Consider the following 16210-nt stretch of genomic DNA (forward strand, 5'->3'; position numbering starts at 1 on the left):
CAGGTACGAGCCATGTCAGCCGAATCAAACCATGCATCCGCCACCCCCTTCAAGGTAGCCGCCATTCAGATGGCCTCAGGCCCGAATGTGGCAGGAAATCTGAGCGAGGCAAAACGCCTGATTGCCCGCGCCGCCGAACAAGGCGCTAGGCTTGTGGTGCTACCCGAATTCTTTGCCATCATGGGCATGAATGAAAAGGACAAAGCGGCTGTGCGCGAAATGGCTGGCTCAGGGCCAATTCAGCAGTTTTTAAGCGATACCGCCCGCCAGTACAAAATATGGCTGGTAGGCGGGTCAATCCCGTTAGCGGCCAGCGTGCCCGACAAGGTGCTCAATAGCTGCCTAGTATTCAACGAAGAGGGTCAACAAGTCGCACGCTACGACAAGATTCACCTGTTCAATTTGTCGATGGGGAACGAAAGTTACGACGAAGCGCAAACGATTGAGGCGGGTAATCAGGTGGTCGTCATTGACAGCCCTTTCGGGCGTATCGGACTTGCCATTTGCTACGACCTGCGTTTCCCCGAACTGTTTCGTGCCATGAAAGATGTCGACCTCATCGTACTGCCGGCCGCCTTTACAGAAACAACAGGAAAAATGCACTGGGAAATACTGGTGCGCGCACGCGCCATCGAAAATTTGGCCTATGTGATCGCATCAGCGCAGGGCGGCTATCACGTCAATGGACGGGAGACACACGGCAACAGCATGATCATCGGCCCGTGGGGACGCATCCTTGACCGTTTGCCCCGCGGATCAGGGGTCGTAATTGCCGAGGTCAACCCATCCTATCAGGCAAGCCTGCGTACCGGCCTGCCTGCGTTAACACACCGAAAAATCAGCTGCTAACCGCAGGGTGAGCAGCAAGTAGTCGTTGGCAAGTAAAACCCACAACTACTCACCACTTACCACTCACTATTTTAAAAACATGACCCTATCCGCCTCACCTGACGCCCTGTTTGCCACCGCGCAGAAAATTCTGCTCGCGCCCTATCTGATTGAAACACTACAGATTGAGCAGGTCTTCAACAGCATGCTCGCACATCGCCTCGACTATGCCGACTTGTATTTTCAGTACAGCCGGGCTGAGAGCTGGTCGCTCGAAGAGGGCATCGTCAAATCCGGCAGTTTCAGCATCGATCAGGGAGTGGGGGTGCGTGCCGTCAGCGGCGAAAAAACCGCCTTCGCCTATTCAGACGATATCAGTCTAAATGCGCTGCAAAGTGCGGCTAATGCCACGCGCGCCATTGCCTCCAGCGGTGGCACGCAAACCGTACCGATGATCCATAAAGGGTCACGTCGCGATATCTATCTGCCCAACGATCCAATTGCCAGCCTCAAGGATGCGGATAAGGTCGCGCTGCTCGAACGCATCGAAGGCTATGCGCGCGCACTCGATCCGCGCGTGGTGCAGGTAATGGCAGGACTGTCCGGTGAATACGAGGTTGTGATGGTCGCCCGCAGCGATGGACTGATGAATGCAGACATCCGCCCGCTGGTACGCCTGTCGATCACCGTTATCATCGAGAGCAATGGTCGCCGCGAACAAGGTTCGGCAGGCGGCGGCGGACGCTTCAGTTACGCGTATTTCACTGACGAAGTGCTGAGAAAATATGCCGCGCTGGCCGTGCATCAGGCATCAATCAATCTCGATGCGGCACCCGCACCTGCCGGCAACATGACGGTGGTACTGGGCAACGGATGGCCTGGCATCCTGCTGCACGAGGCGATCGGCCACGGACTGGAAGGCGATTTCAACCGCAAGGGCAGTTCAGCTTTTTCAGGGCGCATCGGCGAGCGAGTCGCCTCCGAAGGCGTCACGGTGGTGGACGACGGCACCCTCAGCGACCGGCGCGGTTCGATGCAGATGGACGATGAGGGCAACGCGACCCAGTGCACCACGCTGATCGAAAACGGCATCCTGAAGGGCTATTTGCAGGATACGCTCAACGCCCGTCTGATGGGTGTGCCGGTCACCGGTAATGCGCGTCGTGAGTCCTACGCACACATCCCGATGCCGCGCATGACCAACACCTATATGCTGGGCGGCGACAAAGACCCGGCGGAAATCATCGCCTCGGTAAAACACGGCCTGTACGCGGTCAATTTCGCAGGCGGTCAGGTCGACATCACCAGCGGAAAATTTGTATTCTCCACCGCCGAAGCCTACATGATCGAAGACGGTAAAATCACCTATCCGGTCAAAGGTGCAACGCTGATCGGTAACGGCCCGGATGTGCTCACGCGCATCTCGATGATCGGCAACGACATGGCGCTCGACCCCGGCGTTGGCACCTGCGGTAAGGAAGGCCAGAGCGTACCCGTCGGCGTCGGACAACCTACCGTCCGAATCGACGGCCTGACGGTAGGCGGCACGGTTTAATCCACTATATTTTTGAATATCGGAGTCCATTTTATGAATTCACCCATTTCCTTAAGAGATCTGCCCACCGGCAACATTTTTCGCGCGGGCGATGTCTTCGTGCTGTTCGGCGAATTATTTGGCCGCGGCTACGCTAACGGTCTGATCAACGAAGCAAAAAAATCCGGCATGACCGTGGTTGGCATCACCGTAGGCCGTCGCGATGAAAACAATGCGCTGCGCGCACTGACAGCAGATGAACTTGCCGAGGCGGAAGCCAATCTGGGCGGGCGCATCATCAACGTGCCGCTGATGGCGGGATTCGATCTGGATGCGCCGGCAGGCGAACCCACCCCGACCGATCTACTCTCGGGCATGACACTCAAGAGCTGGCAGGAAGACAAACTGGACTGGGCGCATATCGAGAAATGCCGCGAAGTGGGCATCAAACGCTTCAAGGACTCCGTTGCACGCGTCATGAACGAACTCGACAGCCTGATCCCTGATGGCGCGAACGCCTTCTTCGCACATACCATGGCAGGCGGCATTCCTAAGGTCAAAGTTTTTCTGGCCATTGCCAACCGCATCTACAAGGGGCGCGGCGAGCGCTTTATGTCCTCCCGCGCGCTGCTGGACAGCGACCTTGGCAAACTGATACTGATGAATTTCGATGAAGTGACCGCCAACACCTTTCAGTACCTGATCGAAGGCAGCACGGCTATCCGCACCAGACTTGAAAAGGCCGGCGGCCAGGTACGCTACACCGCCTACGGCTATCACGGCACCGAGATCCTGATCGAAAATCAATACCAGTGGCAGACCTATAGCAATTACACGCAGGGACTGGCCAAAATGCGCCTGGAACAGGTCGCGGTTAACGCCTGGAAAAAAGGCGTTGTCGCCACCGTTTACAACTGCCCGGAAATCCGCACGAATTCGTCCGATATCTTCGCAGGGGTCGAACTCTCGCTGTTCCCGCTGCTCAAAGCGCTGAAACAGGAAAATGGCGGCGCATGGGCCGAAGCACAGTGGCAAGCCTGCCGTCCGTTATTGCAGGACGGCATCACACTCGAAGCGTTGCTGCAAAAAATTGAAGACTACAACGTCAACCCCGTGATGAAAACGTTCAGGAATTTTTCAGCCTGGCCGATGGATAACTCGGAAGCGCTGGCCGAACTGATGATAGGCACGTCAGACGACATCATCCAGATGCATACAGACCGAAAAGAGCTCGTGGTCGGCATATTGAGCGCGCTGGTACTGGAAGGCACAGGACCCTTGATGTTTTACGAAACCTCCAAACCGGCAGGACCCGTGCTGTGGCTCAACCACGACATCATTGCCAAACAGCTCAATGCAATGCACAACAGTTAATTGATGATTAAAATATTGCAACGGGGCATTGTCCTGCTCCTGTTTTCATTCGGGACCGCATTTGCGGCACCGGATGATTTCAAACTCTGCCGCCAGGTGTTTGCCAACGGCACCCCGCCCGTGATCCGGCATCAAGAGGGACTGCAAATGCGTGCGCTCTGCTTTGACGCATTTGCAGTCATGCACTCGGGAAAAAGCCGCACGCCGCTCTATGTTGCAGAACGACTCAACAGCACTGTGCTGCAGGCGGCACGCGGCAACCAAAGAACCAACAAGTTTTTTGCCGACGCCAGATTGCCGCGTGCCGAACGCGCAGAACTTAATGACTATCACGGCTCAGGGTTCGATCGCGGTCACATGGCGCCGGCAGGCGATATGGCAACGGATAGTTCGATGGCACAGAGTTTTTCGCTGGCCAACATGGTGCCGCAGTATTCGATCAATAACCGCAAAGCGTGGTCCAGCATCGAAAAGGCCACCCGAAAATACGCCATGCGCGCATCGGGCGATATTTACGTGATCACCGGCCCCGTATTTGACGGCACGCCGCCCGCGATAGGCGCAAACCGCGTGTGGGTACCGCAGCATTTATTCAAACTGGTGTATGACCCGTCAACCCATAAAAGCTGGGTGAACTGGCTGGACAACACGGATGAGGCAAAAGTAGGCAAACCGATCAGCTATCAGGAATTGGTAAAACGCACCGGCATCGAGTTTCTGCCCCTTAAATCCTGACTCAGCTTATTTTTCCAGATAATCGACCAGTATTCCGCTGGTCAGGCGCAGTCGCTGACTGATCAGCTGCGAGATTTTGAGCAGCAGTTTAACGGCCAGCGCCGGCTTGTCGCGGATAATTTCCACAAAGCCATCGTGCGTCAGCACGGCTAACACGGACGGCTCTTTAACCACCGCCGTGGCAGACCTCACTTCTCCGTCGACCAGCGCCATTTCACCCAGACTTCGCCCCGCGTAGACAGAGGCGACCCGCTTGTCATCGTGTTGCATGTCCTGCTTGTGAATATCCAAACGCCCTTGCAGCACGATACACATAAAATCGCCCCTGTCGCCTTCGCTGAATAACACCGTGCCGGGCACGGCCCGATAGAGCTGAATATACTGCGACAACGCTTGAATCTGCGCCCACTCAAAGTCTTTAAACATCTGAGTTGCATCGAGTGTATTGCGAATTTCGTCCATCGAAATTTCGTTCGCACCAAAGGGTTCTAAGATGGTTGATAAATTTTTTTGCGTGCTAAAAGTCATAGGTACGTTCATAAAAAAGGGGCGCCCAACAGAATAAACAACGCGATGCAGTTTCTGCATTCTACTGCCCGGATCGATTAACTGCACGGCGAATTTATACTCACCCGAACCAACACATAGAGATGAAAGCGCGCCCGCCGCTCATCTCACGGTATAATCCGGCCTCTATGCAGATACTACGCGGACTCTATTCACCCGACACCCGGCCTGTCGCCCTCACCATCGGAAATTTCGACGGGGTACATCGGGGTCATCAGGCCTTGCTGAACCAGTTAAAGGCAGCCGCCGCCGCACGCGGCTTACCGACAGCGGTGGTTATTTTTGAACCCCACCCGCGCGAATTTTTCACACCCGATACGGCACCAGCCCGATTGAGTAGCCTGCGAGAAAAGCTGGCGCTATTCGAGCAGTTCGGCATCGACCGTGTGCAGGTATGCCGCTTCGATGCCCGCCTCGCACAAATGTCAGCTGCAGATTTCATCCGCGCTCTACATCAGAAGCTTAACGCCAAATTCGTACTGATCGGCGACGATTTTCGCTTCGGCAGCGGACGCATCGGCGATTTCGCGCTGATGGAGAAAATCGGTGAGCAGCAGGGGTTTGAGGTGCAGGCAGTCCAAAGCGTCACACACGACGGCGTGCGTATCTCCAGCACCGCAGTTCGTGCGGCACTGGCAGCGGGACAAATGCGACGCTGCCACGATTATCTGGGCCGCACCTACAGCATATCGGGACGGGTCGTACACGGCGATGGCGTGGGACGTAAACTGGGCTACCCGACCGCGAACATCCAGATAAAGCACAACCGGCCTCCGCTGTCGGGCATCTTCGTCGTCGAAGCGCATGCCGAAGGACTAGGAATATTGCAAGGCGTGGCCAGTTTAGGCGTGCGTCCTACCCTGAAACATCAGGCACGACCAATACTTGAAGTACATCTTTTTGAATTTAAACAAGATATTTATGGCAAGCGGTTGCGCGTAGAATTTCTGCAAAAGCGCCGCGATGAACAAAAATTTCCCGATGTGGGAGCGCTCACGCGACAAATCGCGCTGGACGTCGAAAATGCAAAGAAATGGTTTGAACAACATGACTGATTACAAAAAAACACTGAATCTTCCGGATACTTCATTCCCGATGCGCGGCGACATGGCCAAACGCGAGCCGCAAATGCTGTCACGCTGGCAGGAACAACAGCGTTATCAGAAGATACGCGCCGCAAAACAGGGGTTGCCCAAGTTCATTCTGCACGATGGCCCGCCTTATGCGAACGGTGACATACACATCGGTCATGCGGTCAACAAAATCCTAAAAGACATCATCATCAAGAGCAAAACGCTCTCAGGCTTTGATGCGCCCTATGTGCCGGGCTGGGATTGCCATGGCCTGCCGATTGAGTTGATGGTAGAAAAAAAGCACGGCAAGGCGATCCCACCTGCCCAGTTCCGTGAACTGTGCCGCAGCTATGCCGCAGAACAGGTCGAACGCCAGAAAAAGGACTTCATCCGTTTAGGGGTACTGGGCGACTGGAATCGTCCGTATCTGACGATGGATTTCAAGGTCGAAGCCGACATCATCCGCGCCATCGGCCAGATACACGACAACGGGTATTTGTATCAGGGCTATAAGCCGGTGAACTGGTGTCTGGATTGTCAATCCGCGCTGGCGGAAGCCGAAGTCGAATACGAAGACAAAACCTCCAGTGCGATCGACGTCGCGTTTGAAGTCAAGGATCCGGCATCACTGGCACGCGCCTTCGGCGTGTCGCTGCCGGGTTCGGCAAAAGTCTATGCGGTCATCTGGACGACAACGCCGTGGACGCTGCCGGCCAATCAGGCGGTGAGCGTGCATCCCGAGTTCGAATACAGTCTGGTCAAAACCGAAAAAGGCTATCTGCTGCTCGCCAGCGAGTTGGCGCAAAGCTGTCTGGAGCGCTATCAGTTAAGCGGCGAGACCGTCGGCACCTGCCGTGGCGCGGCGCTTGATATGCTGCCCTTGCAGCACCCGTTCCAGGATCGCATCGTTCCGCTCATCTGCGGCGACCATGTCACGGCGGATTCCGGTACGGGTCTGGTGCATACCGCACCCGCCCACGGTCTGGACGATTATTTCGTCGGCCAAAAATACGGCCTGCCAACCGACAATCCGGTAGGCGACGACGGTAAGTTTCTGGCCACTGTGCCTGCCGTCGGTGACGTTGAACTGGCCGGCGTATTCGTCTGGAAAGCGAACGACATCGTGTTGCAGGCGCTGGAAGCTTCAGGCCATCTGCTTTGCTTGAAAAAAGTGCAGCACAGCTATCCGCATTGCTGGCGCCACAAGACCCCGATCATCTTCCGTTCCACGCCACAGTGGTTCATCGGCATGACACAACAGGCGCACGGCAGCGATGCCACCTTGCGCAACCTTGCCAACAAAGCCGTCGATGAGACGACCTTCTTCCCGGCCTGGGGCCGCGCGCGTCTGGAGGCGATGATCAAGAATCGACCCGACTGGTGCGTCTCACGCCAGCGCAACTGGGGCGTTCCGATGCCGTTCTTCGTCCACAAGGAAACAGGCGAACTGCATCCGCGCACACAGGAATTGCTGGAACAAGTCGCAAAACGGGTCGAAGAAAATGGCATCGAAGCCTGGTTCAGCCTCAATTCGGTCGACCTGCTCGGCACGGACGCCGAGCACTACAAGAAGCTCACCCACACGCTGGATGTGTGGTTCGATTCAGGCTCGACCCACGCGGCCGTCCTCGCCCTCCGCCCCGAGCTGAGTTCCTCCTCCGATCGCTATCTGGCCGACCTGTATCTGGAAGGCTCTGACCAGCATCGCGGCTGGTTCCAGTCTTCGCTTTTAACCGGCTGTGCCATCAATGGCCGCGCGCCGTTCAATGCCCTGCTCACGCACGGCTTCGTCGTCGACGGTAACGGCCACAAGATGTCAAAATCCAAAGGCAACGTGATTGCGCCGCAGAAAATTTTCGACACGCTAGGCGCCGACATTCTGCGCCTTTGGACCGCCTCAACCGATTACTCAGGCGAGTTGACCATCTCAGATGAAATTTTAAAACGCGTGGTGGAGAGCTATCGCCGCATCCGCAACACCTTGAAATTCCTGCTGGCCAACATTTCCGATTTTGACGCGACGCGCGATGCACTCCCCGTGAGTGACTGGCTGGAAATCGACCGCTACGCGCTGCACATGACGCAAAAACTGCAAGACGAAGTGCGTGCCGATTATGAACGCTATGAATTCCATCTCGGCGTGCAAAAGCTGCTGGGATTCTGCTCCGAAACGCTGGGCAGTTTCTATCTGGACATCCTGAAAGACCGCCTGTACACCTCGGGGGAAAACGCCCGCGCACGGCGCTCGGCACAAAACGCCCTGTACCACATCACCCATGCGCTGACACGTCTGATCGCGCCAATTTTAAGTTTCACCGGCGAAGAGGCCTTTGAAGTATTGAACGGCCGCAACGACCAGAGCGTGTTCGAGGGCGTATGGCACGAGCTGCCGGACGCAAAATTGTCGGGCGAAGAAATCAGCTCATGGCTGACCGTCGACGCCTGGCGCGCGCGCGTCAACAAGCAACTGGAAGCAGCGCGCTCCGCAGGGCTGATCGGTTCGGCTCTGGCCGCCGAAGTCGACGTATTCGCATCGGGCGATGATTTCGACGTGCTGGCGCGTTTAGGCGACGATCTGCGTCTGGTCTTCATCACTTCGCGCGCCACGCTGCATCGCGCCGAGGATGAACAGCGTATCGATGTATCGGCCAGTCTGCACGACAAGTGTGAACGCTGCTGGCATTACCGCGAGGATGTGGGGACTGACGCCGAGCATCCGACCCTGTGCGGCCGTTGCGTGAGCAATCTGTATGGCGAGGGCGAATCGAGGCGTTATGCTTAGTCGCTGGCTGGGCTTGAGCGCACTGGTGATCGTGCTCGACCAGATCGCCAAGCTGTTCGTAATCAGTCACTTCACCTATCTGGAGAGCATCACGGTAAATGGCGTGTTTGATCTGGCCCGATTGCACAACGCAGGCGCCGCGTTCAGTTTCCTGAGCGAAGCCGGCGGCATGCAGCGCTGGCTGTTCTCCGGCATCGCCGTGATTGCGTCCGTATCGATCACCCTGCTGCTGTACAAACATGCAAAAGAGACCCTGTTTGCACTGGCGCTGAGTCTGATACTGGGCGGCGCCTTAGGCAACCTGATCGACCGCATCGCCTATGGCTATGTCATCGACTTTCTGCTGTTCCACTGGAACGAGCATTATTTCCCCGCCTTCAATCTGGCCGACTCCGCGATCACCTCTGGTGCGGCACTGATGATCTGGGAGAGTTTTATGGAGAAGAAACATGGATCTGCTGTTAGCTAACCCGCGCGGCTTCTGCGCCGGCGTGGATCGCGCCATCGAAATCGTCGAACGCGCGCTTGAATTGCATGGTGCGCCCATTTATGTGCGCCATGAAGTCGTGCACAACAAATTTGTCGTCGAAGGGTTGCGCAACAAAGGCGCCGTGTTTATCGAGGATCTGAACGACGTCCCCTCCGGCAGCATCCTGATCTTCAGCGCCCACGGCGTATCGCAAGCGGTGCGCCGTGAAGCCGGAGAACGCAACCTGACTGTGTTCGATGCGACCTGCCCGCTGGTCACTAAGGTGCATCTCGAAGTCTCCCGCCTGCGCGATCAGGACAAAGAAATCATTATGATCGGCCACAAGGGACACCCCGAAGTCGAGGGCACGATGGGGCAAACTGAAGGGGGCATGTATCTAGTCGAATCGCCCGAACAGGTCGAAACGCTCACGGTTCGTGATGAGCAGAATTTAGCGTATGTCACGCAAACCACGCTGTCGGTGGATGACGCCAGCAACATCATCGCGGCGTTAAAAAACCGTTTTCCTTTCATCACCGGCCCTAAAAAGGACGACATTTGCTATGCGACGCAAAACCGTCAGGATGCGGTCAAACTACTGGTCAAGCAATGCGATGTGGTAGTGGTGGTTGGTTCCCCCAACAGTTCAAACTCGAACCGGCTGCGCGAAGTCGCCGCTAATGTCGGCGTACCGGCTTATCTGGTGGATGATGCCAGTGCCCTGCAGGCGGAATGGTTCGCCGGAAAACTGCATATCGGCGTATCGGCCGGCGCATCCGCTCCTGAAGTGCTGGTCCAAGGCGTCATTGAACAACTCAAACAATTTGGCGCACAGCAGGTCAGCGAGTTACAGGGTATCGTCGAGAACGTGGTGTTCCCGCTGCCCAAGACGCTGATCAAAATCACAGAAGCCCGCTAGCTGCCGCATGCCTGAACATTTCCTGATTATCGGTGCCGGCGCAGTCGGCTTAACCAGCGCACAAGCACTGCTGCAAGCGGGCTATCGTGTCACGCTGGTGGAGCGCGGCACGTCAGGTCAGGAAGCCTCATGGGCCGGGGGGGGCATCATGTCGCCGCTTTGCTCGTGGGATTACCCGGAGGCGGTCACGCGCCTGACAGAACGCAGCATGGGTCTGTTTCCCGATGCGATGGACGAACTGCATGCCGCGACCGGCATCGATCCTGAATATGAGCCGAGCGGCATGCTGGTGCTCCCCCCGTTCGAGGATCAACGCGCCGCCACATGGTGCAGCGCACATCAGGTTGAAATGCAGCGCGTCGCCTTGAGCGCGCATCTGCCGGGATTGTCAGGGGAAGGCTTGCTGCTACCCCGCGTCGGCCAGGTGCGCAATCCTCGCCTGTTGCAGGCGTTACGTCGCCATGTCGAGCTGCTGGGCGGCACGATCCTTGAAAACCATGAAGTCCACAAATTCAATATCGAAAATAATCGTATCACCCGCCTGCAAACCAGCCGCGGCAACCTGAGTGCAGATGCCGTGATCCTGGCGGCCGGAGCCTGGAGTCGAACCTTGCTGGGCGAACATGCCATGACACTTGACGTACGTCCGATACGCGGGCAGATTTTACTGTTCAAGTTCGACGCCCCGCCGTTCCAAAATATCCTGCTGCAGGGCAGCCTGTATTTCATCCCGCGACGTGACGGCCATGTGCTGGTCGGCAGCACGCTCGAGGATGCAGGCTTCGACAAATCCACCACCGATGAAGCGAAAAGCAGCCTGCTCAGCCGTATCTACGCGCTGTTCCCGCACTGGCGCGAGCAACCGCTGGTCAAACACTGGGCCGGCCTGCGCCCGGGGTCCCCGGACAATATCCCGACCATCGGACGTCATCCTGTTTTATCCAACCTGTATGCCAACTGCGGGCATTTCCGCTATGGCGTCACGATGTCGCTGGCCTGTGCCGAACTACTCGTCAACGAGATTGAAGCGCGCCCGCAACCCTTATCTTGCGAGGAATATCGCTGGCTATAATCGTGGCTTCTCCACTATAATTGGCGCGTTTCATGCCGAAGTAGCTCAGTTGGTAGAGCAATTCACTCGTAACGAATAGGTCGTAGGTTCGATTCCTATCTTCGGCACCATAAAAAGCACAAACGAATCAATAGCATCCACGCAAACGAACTGAATCAGCACTGCTATATTCCCCTCGATTTACCGACAGTTACCGCAACTCAGTGCGCCAAAGTCATGATAGCCCGCAGCAATTTTCAGGCTCAAATTTCTAGTTACACAGGTTATTCACACGCCCCGCTACACGATGCGACAAACCTCTTCAAAATCCAATCTTGGATTGCGCGGATAAACCCCCTTCTCGTCACCATAACCAATATTGCAAATGAAATTCGTTTTAATCGATGTCCCCTCAAAGAACAACTGATCGACCAGCGCAGTATCAAAGCCCGACATGGGGCCACAGTCAAGACCTAAGGCGCGTGCCGCAACAATAAAATACCCGCCTTGAAGCGAGCCATTACGAAAGGCCGTATTCAAAGCCGTTTGCTCATCCTTATCGAACCAGCTGCGTGCGTCGGGTGCATTGGGGAAGAGTTTGCCAAGTTTTTCGTAAAAATGCAGGTCATAACCGATGATAGCGGTAACAGGCGCTGCCATGCTCTTAGCACGATTCCCCTCCGCCAACGCAGAGTTGAGTTTCTCCTTGGCCTTTTGGGTTGTTACAAACACGATGCGAGCAGGGCAACAGTTAGCCGATGTCGGCCCCATGCGTAACATATCGTAAAGTCGATGCAATAATGCTTCCGGAACAACTTTACTCTGCCAGGCATTATGCGTGTGCGCATCAAAAAAGAGTTGGTTCAGGGATGCTTGATCCAATGACGTCTGACTCATGATAATTTCCTTTCAAAAATTGAAAAAATAAGCTATTTCTTACTCCGATCAAACGGATGCGCCATCGCAACGGGTGTAATCCAGCTACGGAACGCTTCCTCAGTCACATATCCCAAGGTGATGGCGGATTCTTTGAGCGTACAGCCATGATGATGCGCATAGTTTGCAATTTCTGCCGCCCGGTCATAGCCAATATGGGGAACCAGCGCTGTGACCAGCATCAAGGATTGCTCCATCAATTCGGTCAGTCTCGATCGATTGGCCTCAATGCCGCGCGCGCAATATTGCTCAAAACTCGCAATGCTATCGGCAAGCAGGCGCACACTTTGCGAAAAATTATGCGCGATGAGCGGCTTAAACACATTCAGTTCGAAGTTACCCGAAGCACCCGCTATCGTGATTGCGACGTCGTTGCCAAAAATCTGGCAGCACACCATGGTCAGCGCTTCGCACTGGGTAGGGTTCACTTTTCCGGGCATGATAGAACTGCCCGGTTCATTTTCAGGAATACTGATTTCACCCAAACCTGAACGCGGGCCTGATGCCAGCCAGCGAACGTCGTTAGCGATTTTCATCAGTACCGTTGCCAACAGTTTGAGCGCGCCATGCGCAAAAACCAGTGCATCATGCGCCGCCAGTGCGGAGAATTTATTGTCAGCGCTTCTGAATGGAAACCCGGTACGACACGCCAGGATTGACGCGACGCGCTCTCCGAATTCAGCATGGGTATTCAATCCGGTTCCAATCGCTGTACCACCTGCAGCCAAGGCATAAAGCGGGTCGAGAGCGGCAAGAATGGCTGATCTGGCATGATCTATTTGTGCCACATAACCGGAAAATTCCTGCCCCAGCGTCATCGGGGTTGCATCCTGCAGATGCGTGCGCCCTATCTTGAGCAGGTCAGAAAAATTGTCCGCTTTGATTTTAAGCGTCGTACGCAGCACGCTCAACGCAGGGAGTAATTGATGCGAAATACCAGTGACGGCCGCGACATGCATGGCTGTTGGAAATATATCGTTGGATGACTGACCGAGATTAACCTCATCATTGGGGTGAATTTTGCGCGCTTCTCCACGCGTCCCCCCCAGCAATTCAGATGCACGATTAGCGAGCACCTCGTTCATGTTCATATTACTCTGCGTGCCAGAACCCGTTTGCCATACCGATAAGGGGAATTCATTTATGTGCCGACCAGCCAGTACTTCATCGACCGCCCGGACGATCGCCGATGCTTTTTCTTCACTCAACAAAGCAAGATCGCGATTGACCAGCACGCACGCACGTTTGACTTCTGCCAATGCCATGATCATCTCTTCCGGGATACGCTCAGTTGAAATATGAAAGTGTTTAAGCGAGCGTTGTGTCTGCGCCCCCCACAGTCTGTCTGCCGGGACGGCTATCTCACCGAGAGCGTCATGCTCCCTCCTCATCCGCTTCATCACCTATCCCCCTTTAACGCGTCTTACGCCACTTGAACATCCGGGACAGTCGGCCCCCTACTTCCCATAAAACGAACCGAATTGCGACCGCCCTCCTTTGCCTGATACATCGCCTCATCGGCTCGTTTAAAAATTTCTTCCTGACTGGACTCTTGACCGTTGAATAAAACTACGCCTATGCTTGATGAGCAATGGTGTTCTACACAAACAGGAAGGCTTTCACCTTGCTTAAATTTCAGAAAATAAGTCTCGGCTAGACAGACACGAATTTTTTCAGCCACGCTAATGGCCTCTGCTCTTGATAAGGTCCTGTCTGAATTGAGTTCACTGAGCATGACGACAAACTCATCGCCTCCGAACCTCGCGACCGTATCCATTTCTCGAATACAACTACCGATACGCCGCCCGACTTCAACGAGTAGCAAATCACCTGCAACATGTCCATGTGTGTCGTTGAGTGGCTTAAATCGATCCAAATCCACAAACATAACCGCTCCGTAAATAGCGTGACGATAGTTTGCAGCCATTGCCCGTCCTAGTCGATCGGTCAGCATGCGACGGTTTGGAAGTTGAGTCAAAGGGTCGTAATACGCCATTTTATTGATCAGCTCTTCATTTTTCTTTCGCTCGGTAATATCGCTAAATATGCCCACAAATTGGCTAATTTTTTGTTCAGCGTCCCTGACCGCTGTTATGGTCATCCAACGAGGATAAATTTCACCGTCTTTCCTTTTATCCCAAATTTCACCCACCCATGATCCGTCATGCAGCACCTTATCAAACAGGGATTCGAAGAAAGCCTTATCGTGCCTACCTGAGCTCATCATGCGCGGATTTTTCCCCAGCACTTCCTCAGGCTGATAACCACTGATGGTGGTAAACGCTTTATTGACTTTGATGATATTGGCATTCGCATCCGTGATCACGATGGCATCGTGCGTTTCAAAAGTGGCCGCTGCAATTCTCAGATTGTCCTCAATTAACTTACGTGCCGTGATATCGGCACGAATCGCGCAATATTGGACAGGTTTACCACGCTCATCCAAAAATGGAACTATCGTGGTTGACACCCAGTACAGGCTACCGTCTTTAGCACGGTTACAAATATCCCCCGACCAAACCCTGCCGTGAGTGATGGCGCAATACAACGTTTTAAAAAAATCTTTCGGATGAGTGCCTGAATTAATGATTCGATGATTTTTCCCGATGAGCTCCTCGCGAGAATATTGACTGATCGAGCAAAACAGATCATTCACGTAAGTAATCGTGCCACGTATGTCCGTGAATGCGACGATCGCCGACTGATCCAGGGCAAACTTATGTTGTGCCAATTCAATTTCAGAACGAACGCTCTTTTCCAGAGATATTTTGAGTTCGTCGACTAATTTGATATAGCCAGAATAATAGCGATGCATCACGCCTATCGAAATGCTAACGACCATTCCGTCGGCGCAAAACACCAAAGCAGCCAACGCCTCATGATGCTCGAAATTGAATTGAAAACTTTGATAGGGCGGGAAAAAGAAATATAAGGAAAAAACGGTACAAACGACGGTCACAAACAGTCCCGCCCTGACGCCTAAAAAAAGGGCTGATAATGCGACTGCGGGGAAAAACGTGATGAATTGCAAGCCCGTTTCTGCAGGCGCTATCACAAGACGCAGAAATAAGGCCGCGAGGGCCATGCCAAACCCCATTAGATAATTTCTTATCCTTTTGCGGTTCGATTGCACAGCAAACAATTGATTCAGAAAGCGCATATCTTCCCCCGTTCTTAGCAAAGGGTAATTGACGGCTTGTTACCGATCACGACGACCATGATTCGGGTGCAACTAAAAAAACATCCTCAATTAAGTATCAAATATTTCTATACTCAGGGTCCCATCAAACCATTCTGAATCACGTACAGGGTAAGCTCTGCATTGTTTCTCAGATTCATTTTATCCAGTATATGCGAACGGTAGGTGCTCACCGTCTTCACGCTCAATGACAGCAACTTTGCGACCTCCGACACCGTTTTTCCCGAACCGATTAAACGCAATACCTGATACTCCCTGTCGCTTAATGTTTCATGCGGGGACTTAGCAGAGTCGCTCCCGCATTCGAATAGCAGTAACTCAGAAAGAGTGGCGCTAATGTATTTTTTCCCCGCAACCACTTGTCGTATCGCCTCAACCAACTGTTCCGGCGCGGTTTCTTTCGTCATGTATCCCGATGCCCCTGCCTTCATCATGCGCACCGCATACTGATCCTCCGGATACATGCTCAGAATCAACACCTTCACGGACTTATTCTCATCCATGATCTGCTTTAGTGCGTCTATACCGTTTTTTTCGGGCATGGAAATATCGAGAAGGACAATATCCCACTTTTCCGCACGGATCATTTTCAGCGCCTGTACACCGTTCACTGCCTCACCGCCCACAACCATACCCGGAGCCTCATCCAGTATTCTTTTTAAACCCTGGCGCACAATGGCATGGTCATCAACAATTAGTGCACGTATCATAAAAGGCTCCTCAATATCCCCCGACAAAGGGAA

At 54.2% G+C, this 16210-nt stretch carries 14 protein-coding genes and 1 tRNA gene; 10 read left to right on the forward strand and 5 right to left on the reverse strand.

Going from position 1 to position 16210, the window contains the following annotated elements:
• Positions 1–12 precede the first annotated feature (12 nt).
• The 4 genes from GALF_RS10220 (at position 13) to GALF_RS10235 (ending at position 4471) form a co-directional block, all read left to right on the forward strand.
• A complete protein-coding gene (locus tag GALF_RS10220) occupies positions 13–849 on the forward strand; it encodes a carbon-nitrogen hydrolase family protein (protein ID WP_013293986.1) in 837 nt (278 codons plus the stop codon).
• Between the two features lie 79 nt (positions 850–928).
• The gene (gene tldD / locus GALF_RS10225; RefSeq protein ID WP_013293987.1) at positions 929–2383 is read left to right on the forward strand and encodes a metalloprotease TldD; all 1455 of its coding nucleotides are present in this window, start codon (positions 929–931) and stop codon (positions 2381–2383) included.
• Positions 2384–2416: 33 nt separating this feature from the next.
• Positions 2417–3736 (forward strand): enoyl ACP reductase FabMG family protein, encoded by a 1320-nt coding sequence (locus GALF_RS10230; RefSeq protein WP_013293988.1) that lies wholly within the window; start codon positions 2417–2419, stop codon positions 3734–3736.
• A gap of 3 nt (positions 3737–3739) precedes the next feature.
• Complete coding sequence (locus GALF_RS10235; protein WP_013293989.1) at positions 3740–4471, forward strand: DNA/RNA non-specific endonuclease; 732 nt, start codon at positions 3740–3742, stop codon at positions 4469–4471.
• 6 nt (positions 4472–4477) lie between these two features.
• Here the strand turns inward: GALF_RS10235 and GALF_RS10240 are convergent, their stop codons facing one another.
• Positions 4478–4999, reverse strand: a complete 522-nt coding sequence (locus tag GALF_RS10240) for a cyclic nucleotide-binding domain-containing protein (RefSeq protein WP_190274072.1) — start codon at positions 4997–4999, stop codon at positions 4478–4480.
• Positions 5000–5166: 167 nt separating this feature from the next.
• Here GALF_RS10240 and GALF_RS10245 point away from each other — a divergent pair, with 167 nt between their 5' ends.
• The 6 genes from GALF_RS10245 to GALF_RS10270 all read left to right on the forward strand — a co-directional run bounded on the left by GALF_RS10245 (position 5167) and on the right by GALF_RS10270 (position 11463).
• The gene (locus tag GALF_RS10245; protein WP_041938455.1) at positions 5167–6093 is read left to right on the forward strand and encodes a bifunctional riboflavin kinase/FAD synthetase; all 927 of its coding nucleotides are present in this window, start codon (positions 5167–5169) and stop codon (positions 6091–6093) included.
• Positions 6086–8893, forward strand: coding sequence for an isoleucine--tRNA ligase (ileS, locus tag GALF_RS10250; RefSeq protein WP_041938059.1), 2808 nt, complete (start codon positions 6086–6088; stop codon positions 8891–8893). Before GALF_RS10245 ends, ileS begins: the two co-directional genes overlap by 8 nt.
• Positions 8886–9362 (forward strand): signal peptidase II, encoded by a 477-nt coding sequence (lspA, locus tag GALF_RS10255; RefSeq protein WP_013293993.1) that lies wholly within the window; start codon positions 8886–8888, stop codon positions 9360–9362. The genes ileS and lspA overlap by 8 nt, the downstream gene beginning before the upstream one ends.
• Positions 9343–10281, forward strand: a complete 939-nt coding sequence (gene ispH / locus GALF_RS10260) for a 4-hydroxy-3-methylbut-2-enyl diphosphate reductase (RefSeq protein WP_013293994.1) — start codon at positions 9343–9345, stop codon at positions 10279–10281. The genes lspA and ispH overlap by 20 nt, the downstream gene beginning before the upstream one ends.
• Positions 10282–10288: 7 nt before the next feature.
• Positions 10289–11353 (forward strand): glycine oxidase ThiO, encoded by a 1065-nt coding sequence (gene thiO / locus GALF_RS10265; protein ID WP_013293995.1) that lies wholly within the window; start codon positions 10289–10291, stop codon positions 11351–11353.
• A 34-nt stretch (positions 11354–11387) separates the two neighbouring features.
• A tRNA-Thr gene (locus tag GALF_RS10270) sits at positions 11388–11463 on the forward strand.
• A gap of 169 nt (positions 11464–11632) precedes the next feature.
• Here GALF_RS10270 and GALF_RS10275 read toward each other — a convergent pair.
• The 4 genes from GALF_RS10275 to GALF_RS10290 form a co-directional block, all read right to left on the reverse strand.
• Positions 11633–12229 (reverse strand): malonic semialdehyde reductase, encoded by a 597-nt coding sequence (locus GALF_RS10275; RefSeq protein WP_013293996.1) that lies wholly within the window; start codon positions 12227–12229, stop codon positions 11633–11635.
• A gap of 32 nt (positions 12230–12261) precedes the next feature.
• Positions 12262–13668, reverse strand: coding sequence for a class II fumarate hydratase (gene fumC, locus GALF_RS10280; protein WP_013293997.1), 1407 nt, complete (start codon positions 13666–13668; stop codon positions 12262–12264).
• A gap of 23 nt (positions 13669–13691) precedes the next feature.
• Positions 13692–15401 carry a diguanylate cyclase gene (locus tag GALF_RS10285; RefSeq protein WP_223293763.1) on the reverse strand — a complete coding sequence of 570 codons (1710 nt, stop codon included), beginning with the start codon at positions 15399–15401 and terminating at the stop codon, positions 13692–13694.
• Positions 15402–15541: 140 nt separating this feature from the next.
• Positions 15542–16177, reverse strand: a complete 636-nt coding sequence (locus tag GALF_RS10290; RefSeq protein ID WP_013293999.1) for a response regulator — start codon at positions 16175–16177, stop codon at positions 15542–15544.
• Between the last annotated feature and the right edge of the window lie 33 nt (positions 16178–16210).

Source organism: Gallionella capsiferriformans ES-2, from assembly GCF_000145255.1.
Lineage (GTDB): Bacteria > Pseudomonadota > Gammaproteobacteria > Burkholderiales > Gallionellaceae > Gallionella > Gallionella capsiferriformans.